This is a genomic window from Pseudomonas sp. AMR01, from assembly GCF_041946035.1.
GTDB lineage: Bacteria > Pseudomonadota > Gammaproteobacteria > Pseudomonadales > Pseudomonadaceae > Aquipseudomonas > Aquipseudomonas antarctica_B.
Genome location: NZ_JAUTYR010000013.1, coordinates 18,483 through 38,004 on the forward strand (window position 1 = coordinate 18,483; position 19,522 = coordinate 38,004).

General features: G+C 60.5%; 19 protein-coding genes. 9 read left to right on the plus strand and 10 right to left on the minus strand.

Features of this window, described 5'->3' with window-relative positions; all coding sequences use genetic code 11:
• Positions 1 to 201: 201 nt before the first annotated feature.
• Positions 202 to 1,377: a Na+/H+ antiporter NhaA gene (gene nhaA, locus Q7C20_RS14040; protein WP_375068072.1), complete on the plus strand. Its 1,176-nt coding sequence runs from the start codon at positions 202 to 204 to the stop codon at positions 1,375 to 1,377.
• Positions 1,378 to 1,574: 197 nt separating this feature from the next.
• On the plus strand, positions 1,575 to 3,197 hold the full coding sequence (locus tag Q7C20_RS14045) for a methyl-accepting chemotaxis protein (protein WP_348059437.1): 1,623 nt from the start codon (positions 1,575 to 1,577) through the stop codon (positions 3,195 to 3,197).
• 256 nt (positions 3,198 to 3,453) lie between these two features.
• Here Q7C20_RS14045 and Q7C20_RS14050 read toward each other — a convergent pair whose 3' ends face one another.
• The 6 genes from Q7C20_RS14050 to dinG form a co-directional block, all read right to left on the minus strand.
• Positions 3,454 to 3,918, minus strand: a complete 465-nt coding sequence (locus Q7C20_RS14050; RefSeq protein ID WP_348059439.1) for a glycine zipper 2TM domain-containing protein — start codon at positions 3,916 to 3,918, stop codon at positions 3,454 to 3,456.
• 265 nt (positions 3,919 to 4,183) lie between these two features.
• Positions 4,184 to 4,831, minus strand: a complete 648-nt coding sequence (pdxH, locus tag Q7C20_RS14055; RefSeq protein ID WP_375068074.1) for a pyridoxamine 5'-phosphate oxidase — start codon at positions 4,829 to 4,831, stop codon at positions 4,184 to 4,186.
• Positions 4,832 to 4,858: 27 nt separating this feature from the next.
• Positions 4,859 to 6,007 carry an OmpA family protein gene (locus Q7C20_RS14060; protein ID WP_375068076.1) on the minus strand — a complete coding sequence of 383 codons (1,149 nt, stop codon included), beginning with the start codon at positions 6,005 to 6,007 and terminating at the stop codon, positions 4,859 to 4,861.
• A 142-nt stretch (positions 6,008 to 6,149) separates the two neighbouring features.
• Positions 6,150 to 7,295: a serine hydrolase domain-containing protein gene (locus Q7C20_RS14065; protein ID WP_375068078.1), complete on the minus strand. Its 1,146-nt coding sequence runs from the start codon at positions 7,293 to 7,295 to the stop codon at positions 6,150 to 6,152.
• Positions 7,296 to 7,377: 82 nt separating this feature from the next.
• A complete protein-coding gene (locus Q7C20_RS14070) occupies positions 7,378 to 9,675 on the minus strand; it encodes a beta-galactosidase (RefSeq protein WP_375068080.1) in 2,298 nt (765 codons plus the stop codon).
• A 98-nt stretch (positions 9,676 to 9,773) separates the two neighbouring features.
• Positions 9,774 to 11,918: an ATP-dependent DNA helicase DinG gene (dinG, locus tag Q7C20_RS14075; protein WP_375068082.1), complete on the minus strand. Its 2,145-nt coding sequence runs from the start codon at positions 11,916 to 11,918 to the stop codon at positions 9,774 to 9,776.
• 99 nt (positions 11,919 to 12,017) lie between these two features.
• On the opposite strand from dinG, the gene Q7C20_RS14080 reads away from it, so the two are divergent.
• Positions 12,018 to 12,482 (plus strand): CopD family protein, encoded by a 465-nt coding sequence (locus Q7C20_RS14080; RefSeq protein ID WP_375068084.1) that lies wholly within the window; start codon positions 12,018 to 12,020, stop codon positions 12,480 to 12,482.
• Between the two features lie 251 nt (positions 12,483 to 12,733).
• Here the strand turns inward: Q7C20_RS14080 and Q7C20_RS14085 are convergent, their stop codons facing one another.
• Positions 12,734 to 13,492 (minus strand): collagen-like protein, encoded by a 759-nt coding sequence (locus Q7C20_RS14085; protein ID WP_348058477.1) that lies wholly within the window; start codon positions 13,490 to 13,492, stop codon positions 12,734 to 12,736.
• On the minus strand, positions 13,485 to 13,778 hold the full coding sequence (locus Q7C20_RS14090) for a DUF1145 domain-containing protein (protein ID WP_375068086.1): 294 nt from the start codon (positions 13,776 to 13,778) through the stop codon (positions 13,485 to 13,487). The genes Q7C20_RS14085 and Q7C20_RS14090 overlap by 8 nt, the downstream gene beginning before the upstream one ends.
• Before the next feature lie 379 nt (positions 13,779 to 14,157).
• Between Q7C20_RS14090 and Q7C20_RS14095 the strand changes: the two genes are divergently transcribed.
• The 4 genes from Q7C20_RS14095 to Q7C20_RS14110 are packed head-to-tail and all read left to right on the plus strand — an operon-like array spanning position 14,158 to position 15,831.
• Entirely contained in the window at positions 14,158 to 14,655 is a 498-nt protein-coding gene (locus Q7C20_RS14095) for a DUF6231 family protein (RefSeq protein ID WP_348058481.1), read from the plus strand.
• 4 nt (positions 14,656 to 14,659) lie between these two features.
• Positions 14,660 to 15,130, plus strand: coding sequence for a YchJ family protein (locus Q7C20_RS14100; protein ID WP_375068089.1), 471 nt, complete (start codon positions 14,660 to 14,662; stop codon positions 15,128 to 15,130).
• Between the two features lie 21 nt (positions 15,131 to 15,151).
• Positions 15,152 to 15,634, plus strand: coding sequence for an LEA type 2 family protein (locus Q7C20_RS14105; RefSeq protein WP_375068090.1), 483 nt, complete (start codon positions 15,152 to 15,154; stop codon positions 15,632 to 15,634).
• Positions 15,631 to 15,831, plus strand: coding sequence for an SEC-C metal-binding domain-containing protein (locus Q7C20_RS14110; RefSeq protein ID WP_003189235.1), 201 nt, complete (start codon positions 15,631 to 15,633; stop codon positions 15,829 to 15,831). Before Q7C20_RS14105 ends, Q7C20_RS14110 begins: the two co-directional genes overlap by 4 nt.
• Before the next feature lie 63 nt (positions 15,832 to 15,894).
• On the opposite strand, the gene Q7C20_RS14115 is transcribed toward Q7C20_RS14110, so the two are convergent.
• On the minus strand, positions 15,895 to 17,280 hold the full coding sequence (locus tag Q7C20_RS14115) for an ATP-binding protein (protein ID WP_375068093.1): 1,386 nt from the start codon (positions 17,278 to 17,280) through the stop codon (positions 15,895 to 15,897).
• Positions 17,277 to 17,987 carry a response regulator gene (locus Q7C20_RS14120; RefSeq protein WP_375068095.1) on the minus strand — a complete coding sequence of 237 codons (711 nt, stop codon included), beginning with the start codon at positions 17,985 to 17,987 and terminating at the stop codon, positions 17,277 to 17,279. The genes Q7C20_RS14115 and Q7C20_RS14120 overlap by 4 nt, the downstream gene beginning before the upstream one ends.
• 196 nt (positions 17,988 to 18,183) lie before the next feature.
• Here Q7C20_RS14120 and Q7C20_RS14125 point away from each other — a divergent pair, with 196 nt between their 5' ends.
• Both Q7C20_RS14125 and Q7C20_RS14130 read left to right on the plus strand, forming a co-directional pair.
• Positions 18,184 to 18,351: a hypothetical protein gene (locus Q7C20_RS14125; protein WP_375068245.1), complete on the plus strand. Its 168-nt coding sequence runs from the start codon at positions 18,184 to 18,186 to the stop codon at positions 18,349 to 18,351.
• Between the two features lie 25 nt (positions 18,352 to 18,376).
• Complete coding sequence (locus Q7C20_RS14130) at positions 18,377 to 19,504, plus strand: ABC transporter substrate-binding protein (RefSeq protein ID WP_375068097.1); 1,128 nt, start codon at positions 18,377 to 18,379, stop codon at positions 19,502 to 19,504.
• The last annotated feature ends 18 nt before the right edge of the window (positions 19,505 to 19,522 follow it).

A 19,522-nucleotide genomic window follows, 5' to 3' on the forward strand; every position in this document is an offset into this window, starting at 1 on the left:
AGATTTCAGCCCCGATTTTAGGGGGTTTCCTACGCTGCACACAGATACAGTGAGGTCGCAAATAGGCACACAATTGCTAGGCTTTGGCGCAACGCCCTCTCTGCCCATCGCTTATAACAAATAAGAATATAACTTTTGTTTTAACAACTAACGGTACGGGTTAGGGTACCCACCTATTGAACCTGGATTGGAGAGCGTCCCTTGCCTCTGCGTAGCACTTTCACCCGTTTCTTCCAGCTGGAAGCCGCCAGCGGTCTGTTGTTGATCGCCGCTGCCGCCTTGGCGCTGATCATCAACAACTCGCCGTTATCTCACCTTTACAGCGCCTTTCTTGACGTACCGGTGGTGGCTCAAATTGGCGCAGTCAAAATCGCCAAACCCGCCCTGCTATGGATCAACGACGGCCTGATGGCTTTGTTCTTCCTGCTGATCGGCCTTGAGGTCAAGCGCGAGCTGCTCGATGGCCATCTGTCCAAGCCCTCGCAAGTGGTATTGCCTGGCGCGGCAGCGATTGGCGGCATGGTGGTGCCGGCCCTGATCTATTGGGCGATCAACAAGGACTACCCTGCCGCACTGTCAGGCTGGGCCATTCCCATGGCCACCGACATCGCATTCGCGCTGGGCGTGCTGGCCCTGCTCGGCAAGCGCGTGCCGGTGTCGCTGAAACTGTTCCTGATGACCCTGGCGATCATTGACGACCTCGGCGCGATCATCGTGATTGCCGTGTTCTATTCCAGCGACCTGTCAGGCGCCGCCCTGGCCGGTGCGGGTGCGTGTTTCATTGCCTTGATCGCAATGAACCGACTGGGCGTCATCAAGCTTGGGCCGTACCTGATCATCGGCCTCATCCTGTGGGTGTGCGTGCTTAAAAGCGGTGTACACGCCACCCTGGCCGGCGTGACCCTGGCGTTCTGCATCCCGCTGCGCACCAAGAATGCCGAGCCATCGCCGTTGCTCACCCTCGAACACGCCCTGCACCCGTGGGTGGCCTACGGCATCCTGCCATTGTTTGCCTTTGCCAACGCCGGCGTGTCCCTGACCGGCGTCAGCCTCGACAGCTTCACCCACCACGTGCCCATGGGCATCGCCGCCGGCCTGCTGATCGGCAAGACCATCGGCGTGTTCGGCCTCACTTGGCTCGCCGTCAAAACCGGCCTGTCCGCACTGCCGAGCGGCGCCAATTGGGGCCAGGTGTTCGGTGTGGCAATCCTGTGCGGCATCGGCTTCACCATGAGCCTTTTTGTGGGCTCACTGGCCTTTGTACCGGGCGCCAGCGAGTTTGCCGGTGAAGACCGCATGGGCATTCTGACCGGGTCGATCCTGGCGGCGTGTATCGGGTATGCGGTGACAGCAATGGCGAGTCGCAAGAAAGCTTGAGTCCTCTTAAGCACCTCTAAAACCCCTTCCGGGCAACCGGTTGGGGTTTTTCTTTTTCCGCCGCTCAAGTTTCATGATTGCCCACCTAAAGACTTCCCCCCTCCCGCCGACTATCTGTTGTGGTGGCCTCACTCTCCCTGCCTGAGACACCCGCCCGAGCTTGCTTCCCAACGCGTTTTCATCCCGAGCGACAGCCCATGTTCCTGAGAAATATAAGAATCGCAGCCAGAGCCTTCATCGGCTTCGCTGCCATTGCGTCGCTGAGTGTGTTTCTCGGCCTGTTCGCGCTCAAGCAGATTGGTGAAGTCCAGTCACAGGCCACTGACATTCAGAACAACTGGATGCAGCGCGTGCGCCTGTTGGCGCTGGCGAATGCTTCACTTGATCGTTTTCGCCTGGGCGAAATGGCGCACATCCTGTCCTCAAGCGATGCAGATATGCAGACCTACGAGGACAAATCTGCCGGGCGCTTGAAGGCGGTTAAGGAGCAGATGGGTCAGTACGCAGCGCTCCTGCGTACCCCGGAGGAAAAATCACGCCTTGAGGTGTTCAACCAGAGCCTGGAAGGTTACGCGAAGAACCACTCCGAGATGCTTAAACGCTCGCGCTCGGGTGATAAGGCCGGCGCCCGCGACTTTCTCAACAGCATCCGGGAAAGTTATGAGCAGATGACCAAGAACTTCGACCAGTTGATCGACCTCGCCAACAAAGGCGCTGAGCAGGCTGGCCGGACGTCCGAAGACGCCTACCAACACGCGGTAAACGGTATCGCGATCGTCATCCTGCTGGTGAGTGCCGGCACCGTTCTGGTGGCGTGGCTGCTGACCCGCAGTATTACCGGGCCGATCATTGAAGCGGTGCACGTGGCCGAAACGATTGCCAAGGGCGACTTGACCCAGCCGATTAACCCGACGGGCAACGACGAAGCCACGCGTCTGCTCAGGGCGCAGGAAACCATGCGTAACAACTTGGTGCAGACCTTGCGGCAAATCACCGGATCGTCCAGCCAATTGGCCGCTGCGGCCGAAGAATTGAATGCCGTTACCGCTGAAGGTAGTCGGGATTTGCAACAGCAGCATGGAGAAATCGAGCAGGCGGCCACCGCGGTCACCGAGATGACCACCGCGATTGAAGAGGTTGCGCGCAATGCCGCCTCGACTTCCGACCTGTCCCAGGAGTCGCGCAGCATCGCATTGAAAGGCCAGCAACGGATGGTCGAAGCGTTGAATTCGATCCAGGCGTTGACCCGAGGGGTTGAAGTCAGCTCCGGGCAGGTCGGCGGCCTTGCCGAGCAGGCAAAAGGAATCGGCAAAGTGCTGGATGTAATCCGTACGATTGCCGAGCAAACCAACCTGTTGGCGCTCAATGCCGCCATTGAAGCCGCTCGCGCGGGTGAGGCAGGCCGGGGTTTTGCGGTGGTTGCCGACGAAGTTCGTGCCCTGGCCCATCGCACCGCACAATCGACTCAAGAAATCGAGCAGATGATCGGCAGCATTCAGGCCAACACCGCCAGCACCGTCAACACCATGCTCGACAGCAGCACCATGACTCGGCAAACCCTGGGGTTGGCCGAACTGGCTCAGCAAGCACTGGCGGATATTCTGGCGGCCAACGATGAAATCAATGACCGCAACCTGGTGATTACCACGGCGGCGGCTGAACAAGCCGACGTTGCCCGGGCGGTGGATCGCAATTTGCTGAACATTCAGCAGTTGTCGATTCAGTCTGCCGAAGGCTCGACCCAAACAACGATGGCTTCGCAATCACTGGCTGGCCTGGCGCATGAATTGAATACGATGGTGAAGCACTTTCAGGTTTGACGTGGCCGTGTAAAAACCCAAAAAGCCGCCCTACCAAGGTAATGCCAGTTAATTAAGGACGAGCACAGTAAGTGTGGCGAGGGAGCTTGCTCCCGTTGGGCTGCGAAGCGGCCCCAAAAACGGGAATGCTACGCAGCCCAGCGGGAGCAAGCTCCCTCGCCACATGTATTCACTGCGCGGTTTCACGTATGTCTCCCAAAACCAAAAAACCCCAACCAGTCACCTGGTTGGGGTTTTGTGTTTCAACAACTAACGCTTAACGCGTAACGCGGCTGGTACCGTTAACGGTCATGATGCGTACACGGTCGCCTACGCGGAAGATTTCGTTCTCTTCAACCGCCTGGACGTAAGCGCGCATGCTGCCGTCGTCTTCGCGAACGGTGATTTCCACGCCTTGGGTACGGGTCAGGCCTTCTTCGGTAGCCGAGCCCAGCAGGCCGCCGGCTACGGCGCCAATCACTGCGGTGACGATGCTGCCACGACCGCCGCCGATGGCGCTGCCGCCAACGCCGCCGATGACTGCGCCAGCAGCGCCGCCGATTGGGGTTTTGGTGCCTTCGATTTTCACCGGACGCAGGGATTCGATGGTGCCCATGCGAACAGTTTGTACACGACGCGCCTCGTCACGGGAGTACGAATCGCCGGTCAGACTCGAGGCGCAGCCACCCAACAGCAACGACAGGGTGGTAAAGCAGGCAACTAGTAATACGGACTTACGCATAGCATCAACTCCAAAGGACAGGTAATCATTAGACGCTGCGGCTTGGCGCCTGTCACGGCAAGCCAGGCAGAAAATTACTTTCATTCAGCCCTAGTACAGACTGCCATTACCAGAGAACTCGACGAACGGTAGCGCCCAGCTTGTTCCATAAAATGTCATGGACGCGCTGATCATTATAGTCGCGCAGCAGCACACGCCCGAAGTCTCTTGAACAGGGACTTCGGAGTGGCGGGCAACATTCAGGTGAGATGACGAAAGGTGAAGCTCAGGGTGCGAGGCGTTCGCGCGTCCACTCGCCCGCTAGCAGGCGATAGTTGAGGCGATCATGCAGGCGGCTGGCGCGGCCTTGCCAGAACTCGAGGCGCTCAGGCATCAGGCGATAACCGCCCCAATGCTCGGGGCAATCGGGTTGGGTATCGCTGAAGCGTTCTTCGGTTGCCTTGAGCAAATCGTGCAGTTCTTCGCGGTCACGGATGACTTTGCTCTGCGGAGACGCCCAAGCCCCGAGGCGGCTGCCCAGTGGCCGGACCTGATAATAAGCATCCGACTCTTCGGGTGTGACCTTGACCACCCGACCTTCGATGCGCACCTGGCGCTCAAGGGTCGGCCAGAAGAAGGTCATGGCCGCGAACGGCTGTGCGGCGAGCTGTTCGCCCTTGGCGCTCTGATAGTTGGTGAAGAAGGTAAAGCCCTGCGCATCCAGGCCTTTGAGCAGCAGGATACGACAGTGCGGGCGACCGTCGCTGTCGACAGTGGCCAGCGTCATGGCATTGGCTTCCACCGGTGGCTGCTCGGTTTTCACCGCGTCGCCAAACCACTGATGGAACAACGCAAACGGCTCGCCCGGGGCCTGGGCCTCGCTCAAACCGTCCCGAGTGTAGTCACGGCGCATATCGGCCAGTGCCTGGGTCATGCGGCTCTATCCTTCTGTTTCAACAGATCAGCTTTTTGCCTGGTCGTTTGCAGCCGGTGCGTCAGCCTTGGGTGCAGGCTTTTTCGCAGCAGGCTTGGCAGCGGCTTTTTTGGCAACGGGCTTGGCGGCGGCTTTCTTGGCCGGGGCCTTTTTCGCCGGAGCGGCTTTCTTTGCAGCCGGAGCCGGTACCGGTGCTGGCGCAGTCTGCACGGCAACCATTTCAGCAACCGGCGGTTTGCCCGAGTTGTACTTGTTCAGCAACGCCAGCATGGTGGTGCGCTGGGTGAACATGATTTCCATACGACGGTTCAGGGCGCGGCCCTGATTGCTGTCGTTGGCGGCACGCGGCATCAGGTCGCCCATGCCGCGCAGCATCAGACGATCCTGCTTCAAGCCGCTGAGGCTGAAAATCGAAGCGATCGATTGTGCGCGCTCTCGGGTCAGGGCCTGGCTCACCGGCTCGGCACCAGTGGTGTCGACGTGACCGAGTACCAGCACGGCAGTTTTCGGGTCGCCTTCAACGGCTTTGGCGACGCGAGTAAATGGACCCAGTGTCACCGGCAGCAGCATCGCCGGGCGCTTCGGGTTGTAGGAACCGTCTACCGGGGCAATCACAACCAGCACGTTTTCGCGACGTTCAAGTTGCAGGTTGCTGTCCTTGATGGCGGCGCGCAGGCGTGGCTCGTAATCGTCCAGCCAGGCTTGAGTGATTTTCGGGTCAGGCATCGCCACGTTGGTCACGTCGACCTTGGCCAGTGGTTTAGGCTTGCTTTCGAACGGCCACCACCATTTGGCTTCAGTGTCGGTCTTGGCCACGACAGGCGCGGCTTCCGGCGTGGCTGCCGGGGTCGCGGCCTGGAGGTCGGCTTTCAGGTCAGCTTTGGCATCAGCCGCCTTTTCGTCGGCGCTCTTGAAGGAGAACGGCCACCAGCTGGAACCGGTGTCCGCCTTGGCGACCGGAGCAGATGCGGCGGCGGGTGCAGGCGCTGGGGCAGCGGCCGCTGCAGCAACCGGAGCGGCTGGCTTGGCGTCGGTTGGGGTCACTGCGTCCTTGGTAGCAGCCTTGTCAGATCCAAATGCCCACCAATGACCGCCTTCGGCGTCATTTTGCGGAGTTTGTGCGCAGCCGGTGATAGTGAGGCACAGCGCCAGTGCCAAGGACTTGTTCGATAACATGAGGTATCCACAAAATGAGAAAAAATCAGGGGGCCTGTACGACCCGTTAAACAGACGCTTACAGAACATTAAAGTTACAAATTTCGTTCAGCGTCTTCTTATAGTTGCCTTTGTAACAAAAAAACGTGAAACAGCAAGCTCTTTACAGACAACCGGCCAATATTCCGACCAACTTCTGCGCACGCGGGTCCATAAGTACATAAGGCCCCAGTGTATTAGTCACAAAACCAAATGCTACATCATGTTCCGGGTCGGCAAATCCTACCGAACCACCGGCGCCGGGATGCCCAAACGCACGTGGGCCAAGGCCGAACGTGGCATTCGGCAATTGCGGCTGATCCAACATGCAGCCCAGGCCGAAACGGGTCTGGGTCAATAATGTTTTATCCGGCCCGATACTGTGTTCACGTGTCAATTGTTCGAGCATGTCGCTTTCCAGCAAACTACCGTCCAACAACCCGCTATAAAAACCCGCCAGGCTGCGCGCATTACCGTGACCATTTGCCGCTGGCTGCTGCATGCGCCGCCATTCAGGCTTATTAGTGCTGGTCAAAATAGCCGGCGGGTTGGCAAATGCTCGGGTAGTCATTGCCGCAGGTTCACGCATCATTACTTGCAATAAACGTTGTGCGGCCGCGTCGTCCGTAGTGCCTTTACTGCGGGCTACATGGGCAACGCGATAAAACTCTTCGTCCGCCAGGCCTACATGAAAGTCCAGGCCCAACGGCCGCGCGACCCGCGCCACAATGGACTCACCCGGCCCACGCCCGTCGGCGCGGCGCAGTAATTCACCGACCAGCCAGCCGTAGGTGATGGCTTCGTATCCATGGCCTTCGCCCGGCGTCCACCATGGAGCTTCGGCCGCCAGGGTATCGACCATCAACTGCCAGTCATACAACGCTTCGGTGGGCAGCATTTCGCGGATCGCCGGCAAGCCGGCTTGATGGCAAAGCAACTGGCGCAGAGTGATGGTTTCTTTGCCCGCTGCCGCGAACTCAGGCCAATAGTCAGCCACCGGCGCGTCGAGTTTCAACTTGCCTTCGGCGACCAATTGCAGGGCCGTGACGGCGGTAAAGGTCTTGGTGCAAGAAAACAGGTTGACGATGGTGTCGCTGTGCCAGGCTTCAGCCCCATCCTTGTCGGCCGTGCCGGCCCACAGATCGACGACGGTTTCACCGCCGATCTGAATGCACAGCCCGGCACCACGCTCCTGAGGATCATCGAACAAGGCGGCGAACGCTTCGCGTACCGCTTCGAACTGCAGCTCATAATGACCCTGAATCTGCACCTAAGTCCCCTCAAAAAACCGCATAAAAAGTAGTCGCCATTGTTCCAGCCATTGCGGGTTTTGTGAACCCGTCAAATATGAATCAATGGCCATTTCCGGAGTGCCCACCGGCATGTCCGGCGCCCTGGCCAGCGCCTTTGCCATCATGCCCGGCCTTGGCGCCTTCACTTTCTCGTACTGCACCGGCCGTCTTGGCCTTTTGCGCCTCATCTCCCAGTTGATCGACTGCCGCCAGGTTGCTTTTACGCACACTGTCAACAAAACCCTGGAAAGGTACGTCGGTGATGCCAACCAGGCCAAAGTGGCCGTTTTCGCCGTCCAGCAGACGGCCAGTCACCGGTTGGTCGAGGTACTGGAACCAATGAACGCCAACAATCGACGGCTCGGCCATGGCCTGCTTGAGAAAGTTGCTGTACGCCGCGCCGCGATCTTCTTCTCGGGCCAACTGCGTCACGCCGCCCCAGAACGGCCCACGGTCCGCCGAGCCGAAGTTGAACTCGGTAATCAGCACCGGTTTGTTCAGCGCACGCAGGGCGGCGAAGTCATAGCCGTCCTGAGGTTTTAGGGTGTACATGTTGAAACTCAGCACATCGCAATACTGCGCGCAGGACGCCACGGCTTCGGGAGTGCTGACGGCATAGCGGCCACCCAGCAGCAACTGGTTGGGCGCGTGCCATTTCAGCGAGTCGGAGATGGTCTTGAAGTAGGCATCGGCAAAGGTCTTCTGGAAGTATTTGAAGTCAGCTTCGATTTCCGGGTGCTCAGGGCTCGGCATCGGCGGCTCGAAACCCGGGTCTTCCATCAGTTCCCAGCCAGCCAAGTGAATGCCCCAGGCTTTCGACAGGCCGTCTTCGTTACGGTATTTGTCGCGCAATTGCTTGAGGAACGCACGCTTGGCCGGTACGTCGGTGGTCATGCGCAGCGTGCCGTAGGCCAGGGCGTAACGGGATTTTGGATCATCACCCGGCCCCGCCCAGGCCAATTCGTTGTCGGCAAAGAAGCCGATCAGCCACGGGTCATCCCGGTGATCGCGGGCCGCAATGGCCACGGCGCGTTCAGTGGCCATGGCGAAACGCGGGTCGAACGGGTCGGGCATGCCACCCCACCAGTCGGTGCCGGTACTGATGCTGGCGTAATCGCCGACGATAGACAGCGGCAAGGTGTACGGCACGCGGTCGGCGGTGGCCAACCCCTCGTCGCTCCAGTTGCCCACGGTGTTGAAGCCCCAGGCTTGGAGGCGGTCAAGGGTGTGGGTCACCCAGCGCTTCTGGTCGAAACCTTCGCCGCCGTAGGTGCGCTGCAGGTTGGCGCCGTAAAAGTCGTACCAACGCCCCACGCTGAAGCCTCGGCCCTGATCGGCGCCATTCCCGCCACGGTTGTCGCCACGGCCGTAGTACTTGTCGAACGGCTCGCCCGCCTTTGGCAACGCGGCAAACATCCACTCACGCCCCGCCACATAGGTCTGGTTATTGTCAGGGGCCACGGTGTTCACGCCCAGGGAATAGAACGGATGCCCGTCCGGCGTCACCAGATACCAGCGACCGTCACGTTTCTCGGTGCGGAAAAAGCCGCTGGCCTCAAACGCAGGGCCTTTGTTCCAGCCGCCGTATTGATCCAGAGAAGACTTATCACGTTCAGCCAGCCAACCGCTGAGCTGCTGTTGCTCTTTGGCGGCGGCAGCCTTGAGTTGCTCGTCGCTGCTGACTTTTTCCGGCCAGCGCGCGCGCGTGGACTGGCCATAGGCATCCACCAGTTCGCTGTAGGCAGCCTTCACGACCGGCTCAATATCCTGCACACCAAAGCGTTCCAACAGGATGCTTTGCGCGGCGTTAGGCTTGACCATCGACAGCGTCACCGACGCCACTTGGCTGCGGTCGATTTCGCCGGCGCTGCTGCCCAGTAACACACGCTGGCCGCCCACGGTGATCGGCATCGGCGGGCCAGCCTTCATGCCCTGGCTCAGCGGCGAGGTGGCCTGGAGCGGGATCAAAAGGGTCTGGACAGGCCCGGCCGGCAGGTCGATACGGCTGACCAGCGTCTTGCCGTCCGTGCTTTGCACCTTGACGTACAAGGTCAGCGCCCAGTCCATCGCACTTTGAATCCGCAGGCTCATGGCGCCCGACTGAGACCAATCCCAGGTGCCGGTTTGCGGGCTGAGCACCAGGCTCGGTTCCGCCGCCGGGTTGAACGTGATGCGGCGCAGCACCTCACCTTCGGCGGTTTGTTCGGCGTTGTATTGCGGCAGGCTGGCGTCCTGAGTCGCCACCTTGACCACATCGGCAGGCCGGACGAAGTTGAACAGTGTTTGTTGCCCGGTCGTCGCAGCCATCAAGGGCGCGGCAAACAACAGGGCAAAAAGGACGGGCAGCGTGCGAATCATACGAGCAAGGTTCTCCCAAACGGCCGATGAATGGCCTGATGACGTGAAGCGTTGGCAGTGAGATAGACCACGAAGTGGGCGAATTCGCCCACAGTGGCTTAAGAAATTTCGCGCCTGAAGGGCGGCAAGGCATTGAGGATAGCTTTGCCGTAGCGCTGAGTGACCAAACGGCGGTCAAGCAAGGTGATGGTGCCCCGGTCTTCTTCGGTACGCAGCAAGCGCCCGCAGGCCTGGACCAGCTTCAAGGACGCATCCGGCACCGAGATTTCCATAAACGGGTTACCGCCCCGCGCTTCGATCCACTCGGCCAGGGCCGCCTCGACCGGATCATCCGGCACCGAGAACGGGATCTTGGCGATCACCACGTGTTCGCAGTAGGCGCCGGGCAAATCCACACCTTCGGCAAAGCTCGCCAGCCCGAACAGCACGCTGGAATCACCGCCATCGACCCGCGCCTTGTGCTTGTTGAGGGTTTCCTGCTTGGAGAGGTTGCCCTGAATAAACACTTGCTTGCGCCAGTCGCGGTCGAGGCCGTCGAACACGTCCTGCATTTGTTTGCGCGAGGAGAACAGCACCAGTGTGCCGCGCGAGCCCTCCACCAAGGACGGCAGGTCGCGGATGATCGCTGCCGTGTGCGCTGGCGCGTCCCGTGGGTCGGCCTTGAGGTCCGGCACCCGCAGCACACCGGCGTCGGCGTGGTGGAACGGGCTCGGGACCACGGCAGTCACGGCTTTTTTTGGCAGGCCGGCGCGCATGCGGAAACGGTCGAAAGTGCCGAGGGCGGTCAGCGTGGCCGACGTCACCAGGCAGCCGTAGGCCACGTTCCACAGGTTACGACGAAGCATTTCTGCCGCAAGGATCGGGCTGGCGTTGACCTCGATATCAAACAGCGCACCGCTTTCCGACAGCGTCAGCCAACGTGCCATCGGCGGGTTGTCTTCCGGGTCTTCAACCGTAAACGCCGTCCACAATTCCCAGTTGCCCTGGGAGCGCGACAACAGGCTGCCGAACAGCGGGTACCATTCTTCGGCCTGGTTGCTGGCGATACCGATGTTGACCTCGCCGTCCATGCCTTCTTTAAGCAGGTCGGTGAGACGGGTGAACAGGTCCGTCAGGCGCGAAAAGGCTTTCTTTAGCTCAATGCCCATTTCGCGCATGTGCTCGGGGATCAACCCGCCGACGAAACGATGGCGCGGCCGCTCGCGGCCTTCCACGTCTTCGCCGGGTTTGAAGTCGGCAACCTGCTCACAGGCACTGAACATGAATTGCTGCTGGGTCTTGATCTCCCGCGCCAGCTCCGGCACTTGCTCGATCAGCTTGCCGAGGTCGCCGGGTAGCGGGTGTTGGGCCAGCAACTTGGTGAGGTTCTTCGCAGTGGTTTCCAGCCAGTCGGCCGTGGAGCGCAAGCGGGTGTAATGGGCAAAGTGGCCGATGGCTTTATCGGGCAGGTGGTGGCCTTCGTCGAACACATACAGGGTGTCGCGTGGGTCGGGCAGCACAGCGCCGCCGCCCAGCGCCAGGTCGGCCAGGACCATGTCGTGGTTGGTGACAATGACGTCAACCTTGCCCATGCCTTCGCGGGCCTTGTAGAAGGCGCACTGACCAAAGTTGGGGCAATGGCGGTTGGTGCACTGGCTGTGGTCGGTGGTCAGGCGCGCCCAGTCGGCATCTTCCAGGGCGGTGGGCCAGCTGTCGCGGTCGCCGTCCCATTTATTGCCGGCGAGCTTTTCAATCATGCTGGTAAACAGCTTCTGACTGACCTCATCGACTTCGATCTTGAAGCCTTCTTCTTCGAACAGCGATGCAGTGGCGGTTTGCGCGTGGCCTTCCTGCAACAACACGTCGAGTTTGGACAGGCACATGTAGCGGCCACGGCCCTTGGCCAGGGCGAACGTGAAGTTCAAGCCGCTGTTGCGCATCAGGTCGGGCAAGTCTTTGTAGACGATCTGCTCTTGCAGGGCCACGGTGGCGGTGGCAATCACCAGGCGTTTGCCGGCGGCCTTGGCCGTAGGAATGGCGGCGATGCTGTAGGCCACGGTTTTACCCGTACCGGTGCCGGCTTCAACCGCCACGATCGCGGGGTCGCCACTGCGCCGGCCTTCTTCGTCGGTGTCGATATCCCCGAGGACCTTGGCCACTTCGGCGATCATCAGGCGTTGGCCGTAGCGCGGTTTCAGGCTTTTGGCCTCGAGAAAACGCGAATAGGCGCCCTGGATCGTGGTTTTGAGTTCAGTGCTGATCATGGATAGTCGGGCGCTAAAAACGCTGGATAAATTTTCAGTGGTTCGGTTCGGCGGCTATCATACCCCGCTAATGAATCCCGCGCAGAACGGAGTACCGCAATGACCGTGTTTAGCCTCGTTTACACCCTGCATGTATTGGCCGCCCTGATCTGGGTCGGCGGCATGTTTTTCGCCTGGATGATCCTGCGCCCCGCCGCAGTGGCGGCACTTGAGGGCCCTGCCCGGCTTAAACTGTGGGCGAATGTGTTTCAACGTTTTTTCGTGTGGGTCTGGGTGGCGGTGCTGGTGTTGCCGATCAGCGGCGTCGGCCTTCTGCAGTTGCGTTTCAGCGGGTTTGAGACCGCGCCACGTTATGTGCAGGTGATGATGGGGTTGTATGTGGTGATGACGGCGCTGTTTATCCGTATCCAGGCGCTGAAACTCCCGGAATTACGCGCGGCGGTGGCGGCTGAGAACTGGCCGGCAGGTGCGGCGGTGCTGGGGCAGATTCGCAAGTTGGTGGGGATTAATCTGATCGTGGGGTTGTTGGTGGTTGCGATCGCTTCGGCTCGGCCGATGTTCTGAAGCGGCTGGGCTTAATGGGTTCAGAGCAGGCTTGTTGTGGTGAGCTGCCTTCTTGTGGCGAGCGGGCTTGCCCCGCGTTGGGCTGCGTAGCAGCCCCATCAAGATCACCGCGCATCGTCAGGTAATCCGATGTGGCTGGTTTTGGGGCTGCTACGCAGCCCAAAGCGGGGCAAGCCCGCTCGCCACAACAAGCCCGCTCGCCACAGCAAGCCGGCATGTCACAATAAGCGGGCTCGCCACAGGGAATCGCCTCACAGGCGCTGGATGGTCACAGTACCCGCAGGCCCCGCAGGCCCAGGCTGCCCTTCCAATCCGGCCCGGCCCTTTTCGCCGCCATCGGCGCGATACACCACACAGCCCTTGGACTTCCCGCCTTTACCCGGTTTGCCCGCCGTACCGGCCAAACCACCGGCGCCGCCATCGACCCACACCTTGATCTGCTCAGCCGGGAAGCTCTGCGGCAGCTCCACGCGCACTTGCGCACCCGCCGCGCCAGGCAGGCCGTCGCCGCCGTTATCACCATTCGCGCCACGCCCCGCCGAACCCCAGGTGCAACCCGGGTCAACGCCGTTGGCGCCATCCAGCCCTGAATAACCCTGGGCTCCGGCGCCGCCACGGGCATCCACCGACAGCTCTTCGGCGGTCAGGTCGTTGATCCGCAAGGTCAGGTCACGCCCAGCCTTGGCTGGACGCTCGTGGGTGCCGGGAGCGCCGCGTGAGGTGATCTGGCTGCCATGTTCCAGTTGCGCCTGGCGCACCTGCAATTGCAGCCCGGTATTGCCGGGAGCGATGGCGATACGCGCTTCGCGGCCAAGGTGCAGTTGGTCCACGCTGACCTGAGTGATGGTCGCCGGAATCAACAGCGTGCCGTAGTCCGCCACATCCAGGCGTTCCAGTTGCAACACGCTGGTGCTGCTCGGCAGGCGCATCAATGAGTTGGTTTCAACGCTGACGCTTTGCGCCAGAGCGATGGGGCTGACCAACAGGGCCAACAGAAAAACCTTACGCATGATTGGCCTCCTTGTTCGTTTCATTAACCGCTGCAGGCGCCGACAGGCTCCGCACATGGAACATACCCACCAGCAGGATCTGCAAGCGGTCACGCCAGGGGTGGGCACGGTGTTTCAGGCTGCTGTTGAACAACAGCAACTCTAAAATATGGGTGAGGAACAGCAGACTGCCGGCCAGACTGACCAACAGGTGGAACGGGTTGACCAGTGGCTGAAACAGATTCACCACCACCAAGACCCAAAACAGCAACGTTACAAACTTCCCGAGCCCCCAAAACACCTTCATGCCGCTTGCCCCTGACTATTATTCTTTGGGCGCACAGTACCGACTTCTGCAGGCGATTTGCCAGTGAAGGATGAAAAAACTTGATGAAGGGAGGCTTGCCTGCGGTTTCGGCGAGGATCGCCAGCGATGCTCCCGCATTTAGCGTCAGTGGTTGATCTGAATTTCCCCGCGGCGGTTCAACCCACATCAGCCGTTTTGTTGCCTGGCCAACGTTGCTGCAAGGCACGCGGCTGCTGGAGTAAAGACCGCTCTTTTCATCTGGGCCAGCACCCCGGATCCATTGAGGATCGCCGTAGCCGCAGGACTTTTCGCTGTCGCCCGCTCTAGGCCCGCAGGCTCAGCCGCGCTAGTCTCTACGGTCATGATGTGAGGATCTGCGATGAGCGCTGGTATTTCTTCCCGTACACCCCAGCAAGCCCTGGCGGCTTTGCTCGACCTGCACCAGCCAAAGCGTCTGCTGCTGTTGGGCGCCAGCCAGTTTCCGGCGCTGGAGGCGTTTCAAGCCGAACACCCGGACACCGTTGTCGCCATCGCCGCGCCCGGGCCAATGCCGGAAGCATTGGCAGCGCAGCGTTTTGACCTGGCGCTGGTGGTCGATTGCCTGGAGCACCTGTCAAAACCGCAGGGCCTGACCTTGCTCGGTGGCATCCGCAACCTGAATGCCAGCCGCATTGCAGTGCTGGCCGACCTGCACGTCTGTGGCTGGAAGGACACCGACTTCTTCTCCCTGGCCCTGCAAGCCAGCGAACGTTTCCAGCGTGATGATCAGGTGCTGACGCTGTTTACCTATGATCTGCTTGACTATAAACAAGTGCCGGATTGGCTTAACGCCCGCTTTTGGGCCAACCCGCAAAACTTCGGAAAGTATTGGTGGTAACCCGATGAGTACATCCATTTGCCCCTGCGGCAGTGGCAACCTGCTGGATGCCTGCTGCGGCCATTATCACTCCGGCCATCCGGCGCCCTGCGCCAGCGCACTGATGCGCTCGCGCTACAGCGCCTATGTGCTGGGCCTGGTGGACTATCTGGTGGCGACCACGCTGCCGGCGCAACAGGCCGGCCTGGACCGCGACGCCATCGGCGCCTGGAGTGCCCAGAGCACCTGGCTGGGGCTTGAAGTAGAAAGCAGCGAGGTGTTCGGCGGCCAGCCCGAACATGCCTTCGTCACCTTTACCGCGCGCTGGCACGACAGCACCGGCGAACACAGCCACCGTGAGCAGTCTTCTTTCGTACAGAACGATGGGCGCTGGTACTTCATGGACCCGACAGTTGAGGTGAAGGTCGGGCGCAATGATGTATGTTTGTGCGGCAGCGGGCAGAAGTTCAAGAAGTGCTGTTCCAGCTACCTCTAATGACAAGAAAGGAAAAACGCCATGCTTCGGATGTACCTCTTGATGCTGGCGTTGACCCTGGGCCTGACAGGTTGCGCCTCCTGGTTTGAAGACGATTCCCCGCCGCCCCATGTGTCGCTGGTGAAAGTTGAAGTGGTGCGCGCCAAGTTGCTCGAGCAAAAATTCAAACTGTACTTTCGCGTGGACAACCGCGACAACGCCGACCTGACCGTGCGCGGCCTGATCTATAAGGTCAGGCTGGGCAGTTTTGTGCTGACCGAAGGCGAGTCCAACGAATGGCTGACCGTGCCGCCGCGTGGCCACGCTTTTTTCCGGGTGTCGGTGCGCACCAACCTGTGGCCGCAGATACGCGACGTGGTGCAGATGCTGAAAAAACCCGACAAGCCTGTGCCGTATCGTCTGGAGGGCGAGTTGAAAACCGGATTATTCATCGGTAATGACGTGCAGGTGGCTCACAATGGCGAGATAATCCCCGGCGATTTTATTCCGGAGCGACATCGATGACTCAGCAACCCCATGTTCATGGTCCTGACTGTAACCACGATCATGATCACCATGATCATGACCACGGCCATGTCCACGGCCCGAACTGCGGCCACGCTCACCAGGAGCCGGTGCGCAACGCTCTGAAAGACGTTGGCCGCAACGACCCGTGCCCATGCGGCAGCGAGAAGAAATTCAAGAAGTGCCACGGGGCTTGATGCCCTGAAACAGCCAATGTGGGAGCTGGCTTGCCTGCTCCCACATTGGCTGTGTATTTCATCTCAGGATTTTCTCTGGAACAGCAGTTCCACCTCCAATCCCCCGCCTTCCCGATTCTTCAAACTCAGCCGCCCTTCGTGCGCCCGCGCAATGGTGTGCGCAATGCTCAGCCCCAATCCATACCCGCCGGTTTCCGAGTTGCGTGAGCCTTCCACCCGGTAAAAAGGCTCCATTACCTGTTCCAGCTGTTCCTGTGGAATGCCGGGCCCACGGTCGCTGATCACAATGACCAAACTGTCCGCCTGGTCCTCAACCCGCACGGCCACCTCACAGCCATAGCGCACCGCATTTTCCAGCAGGTTCTGCACACACCGCTTAAGGCTGCGTGCGTACCCCGGCAACGGCTGCCGCGCGCGGCCGATGATGCTCACGCGCTCACCCACATCCTCCAGATCCGCCTGCAAACTTTGCAGCAAGGCATTGATGTCGATGTTCTGCCGCGTCTCATTGATCTCACCACTGCTGACGAAATCCAGGGTGCTGGAGACCATGTGTTCCATCTCCTCCAGGTCGCTGCGAAAACGCTCCTTGGTGCGGTTGTCTTCGAGCATTTCGGTACGCAGGCGCAGGCGTGTGATCGGTGAGCGCAGGTCGTGGGAAATAGCCGCGAGAAACCGCGTTCGTTCGGCGATATTGGCAATCAGCCGTTGCTGCATCGCGTTAAATGCCTGGGCAGCGCGGCGTACTTCAGTCGGGCCATCCACCGACAGCGGCGGGTGCTGGATATCCCGGCCCAAGGCTTCGGCGGCTCTGGCCAATGCATTCAGCGGGCGAATCGCCAGGCGTACCGCCACCAGGGCGATCACCACCAGCACCAGCACCCGCAGCAAATAGATACGCATCACGTAATCAAACACCAGATCCAGCGGCGAGGTGCTGGTCCAGCCCTGCTCCTCACTGGCGTCCACCTGCAACCAGCGCCCATCGGGCAAGCGCAAATCGATCAAGAATTGACCCACCACCGGCCTGGAACCGAGCAAGGTCGAGAGGCCAGCGGTTTGCCCTTCGCCGTCCACCAGGGACAGGCGCACTAACCTCAGGGTCTGCGCATAACCGGTTTTCTCCGAAAGCACCTGCGTGATCAGCCGCTCGGTGGGCCGGTCACTGTCAGTCAGCGTGCTGGGCGTGCTGCTCGCCTGGTCGCTCACGGTCAGCTGAAAATGCGGTGTATTGAGCAGTTTGATCAGGTGATCGGCCTGCTGCGGATCGCTGTGCACCAGGCGGACCACGTCCGCCAGCCGGGTGGCGATCAGCCGTGCGGGAATTTCCAGTACCTGACCATGGCGTCGGTCATACCAAATACTGCTGGTCAGCGCCTGGGCCGCAAGCATGCCGCTGACCAGAATCAGCACCAGCCGCCCGAACAGCGAACGCGGCAGCAGTCTCAAGACCCAAGCACCACGTCTTCGGCGGTGAGCATATAGCCCTCGTTGCGCACGGTTTTGATCAAGCCCGCAGGCAGTTGCGAGCGTAGACGGCTGACGCACACGTCGATGGAGCGGTCGAACGGTGTGCTGTCTTTGTCGAACACATGGTTGAGCAGAAAGTCTCGGCTCAACGGGCGATTGGGGTGCTGCAACAACAGGCGCAGCACGCGGTAATCCGAGTTGCCGAGGCTGACCACCACGCCATGCGGCGTGAGTAATTGCCGCGCCCGTGTGTCGAGTTGCCAGCCAGCGAAGTGGATGCTCGGCGCCTCGTCCAGCCGCGCACGGTCGGGGAAGCTCTGCACGCGGCGCAACACCACCTTGATCCGCACCAGCAACTCGCGCGGGTCGAACGGTTTGGGCAGGTAATCGTCGGCGCCGATTTCCAGGCCGACGATGCGGTCGATCAGCGAGCCCTTGGCGGTGAGCATCACCACCGGCGTGTTGGAACTCACGCGCAGTTCGCGGCACAGGCTCAGGCCGTCTTCGCCGGGCAGCATCAGGTCGAGCACGATCAAATCGATGACATTCAGCGCCAGTCGACGGCGCATCTCCTTGCCGTCGCTGGCAGTGGACACCTGAAAACCGGCGTCGCTGAGGTAGTCGCAGAGCAGTTGGCGGATTTGCGGGTCGTCATCGACGATCAGCAAGTGGTCTTGTTTGGCCATGGGCGGTCAATCCGAAAACTCAAAACGCAGGATCTAGCCGAAGATTCAGCCAGCAGTGGGTGCAAATGTAATGGAATGTTGTGGGAAACCATAATCGCGCATCAGCGATACAAAACCGGGGTATGACGGGGGAAATCGCTCTTTAGACTACGGGCCTGAATGAGAGTAATTGTAATTTAGACTCGGACCACTGCTCATGTCATCGCGCATTTACGTGCCCCACGGCGTGGCCGCGCAATACAAGATGAACACGGCCACCACGCGCTATTACAGCCAGATCGGTTCTTGCCTCGACGGCTTCCAGCTCTACGGCATTCCAGGCGCCGGGCGCACCCTCACGGCCAGTGTCGATTATGAATGCTGATTTCCCCTTACCCGGAGTCCTTTCCATGCTCAAACCCCGCCACCTGCTCAAGCTCGGTGTGCTGTTTGCCGCCCTGCTTCTGGGCCACGCCGAAACCGCCGCCGCCCATGAAGTCACCGACGTGCTGGGCCGCAAGGTCGAGGTTAAGGACGACGTCAAACGCGTGGTGCTGGGCGAAGGCCGCCTGATTTCTGCATTCGCCCTGCTCGACAAAGACGCGCCGTTCCAGCGCATCGTCGGCTGGCAGAACGATTTGAAGCTGCTGGACCCGCACACTTACAACGCCTATGTGGCGAAATTTCCTACGGTCAAAGACATCCCGTTGATCGGGCAAGCGTCGGAACAAAGCGTCAGCGCCGAAGAAATTCTCTCGCTCAAACCTGACCTCGCGGTGTTCAGCATTTCCGGCCACGGCCCGACCGAACATAGCCCGGTGGCCGATGTGCTGGCCAAAGCCGGCATCCCGGTGCTGTTCGTCGACTTCCGCATCAACCCGGTGCAAGGCACCCACACCAGCATGCAGGCGCTGGGTCAAGCGTTGGGCCGTGAAACCCAGGCCAAGGCATTTCTGGATTTCTATGACCAGCACGTCAAGGCCATCACCGACGCCGTCGCCACGCTGCCAGCCGGCCCGCGACCGAGCGTGTTCCTGGAACTGCTGGCCGGTGCCTGGCAGGCCCCGGGGCACACCACTGGCAAAAGCGGCATGGGTGAAGTGATCAAGCTGGTCGGCGGGCGCAATATCGCCGCCGACGTGGTGCCGGGCGCGCTGGGGGATATCAGCGTCGAGTACGCGCTCAAGGCTGATCCGGATGTGTACGTGGCCACCGGCAACCACAAACCGGGGTTGATTCTGGGCGCAGGCGTGAGCATCGATGAAGCGCGTGAGGCGTTCGACCGGGTGCTGGCGCGTCCGGAATTTGCCAACCTTCGCGCGATCCGTGAAGGCAATTCCCACGGCCTGTGGCATGACTTCTACAACTCGCCGTACAACCTGCTGGCGATTGAAGCGCTGGCCAAATGGGTGCATCCGGCGCTGTTCGCCAAGCTCGATCCGCAGGCGACGATGGAGCAGATTAACAGTCAGTTCCTCGGTATGCCGCTGCAGGGTGCTTACTGGATTGACGCCAAAACCCCTGTAGAAACGCGGTAAAAAATTGTGGGAGGGGGC

Coding starts and splice junctions, on each gene's coding strand:
- Q7C20_RS14045 (WP_348059437.1), top strand. CDS start 1,575: ATGTTCCTGAGAAATATAAGAATCGCAGCCAGAGCCTTCATCGGCTTC.
- Q7C20_RS14050 (WP_348059439.1), bottom strand. CDS start 3,918: ATGCGTAAGTCCGTATTACTAGTTGCCTGCTTTACCACCCTGTCGTTG.
- pdxH (WP_375068074.1), bottom strand. CDS start 4,831: ATGACCCAGGCACTGGCCGATATGCGCCGTGACTACACTCGGGACGGT.
- Q7C20_RS14060 (WP_375068076.1), bottom strand. CDS start 6,007: ATGTTATCGAACAAGTCCTTGGCACTGGCGCTGTGCCTCACTATCACC.
- Q7C20_RS14070 (WP_375068080.1), bottom strand. CDS start 9,675: ATGATTCGCACGCTGCCCGTCCTTTTTGCCCTGTTGTTTGCCGCGCCC.
- dinG (WP_375068082.1), bottom strand. CDS start 11,918: ATGATCAGCACTGAACTCAAAACCACGATCCAGGGCGCCTATTCGCGT.
- Q7C20_RS14080 (WP_375068084.1), top strand. CDS start 12,018: ATGACCGTGTTTAGCCTCGTTTACACCCTGCATGTATTGGCCGCCCTG.
- Q7C20_RS14085 (WP_348058477.1), bottom strand. CDS start 13,492: ATGCGTAAGGTTTTTCTGTTGGCCCTGTTGGTCAGCCCCATCGCTCTG.
- Q7C20_RS14090 (WP_375068086.1), bottom strand. CDS start 13,778: ATGAAGGTGTTTTGGGGGCTCGGGAAGTTTGTAACGTTGCTGTTTTGG.
- Q7C20_RS14095 (WP_348058481.1), top strand. CDS start 14,158: ATGAGCGCTGGTATTTCTTCCCGTACACCCCAGCAAGCCCTGGCGGCT.
- Q7C20_RS14100 (WP_375068089.1), top strand. CDS start 14,660: ATGAGTACATCCATTTGCCCCTGCGGCAGTGGCAACCTGCTGGATGCC.
- Q7C20_RS14105 (WP_375068090.1), top strand. CDS start 15,152: ATGCTTCGGATGTACCTCTTGATGCTGGCGTTGACCCTGGGCCTGACA.
- Q7C20_RS14110 (WP_003189235.1), top strand. CDS start 15,631: ATGACTCAGCAACCCCATGTTCATGGTCCTGACTGTAACCACGATCAT.
- Q7C20_RS14120 (WP_375068095.1), bottom strand. CDS start 17,987: ATGGCCAAACAAGACCACTTGCTGATCGTCGATGACGACCCGCAAATC.
- Q7C20_RS14125 (WP_375068245.1), top strand. CDS start 18,184: ATGTCATCGCGCATTTACGTGCCCCACGGCGTGGCCGCGCAATACAAG.
- Q7C20_RS14130 (WP_375068097.1), top strand. CDS start 18,377: ATGCTCAAACCCCGCCACCTGCTCAAGCTCGGTGTGCTGTTTGCCGCC.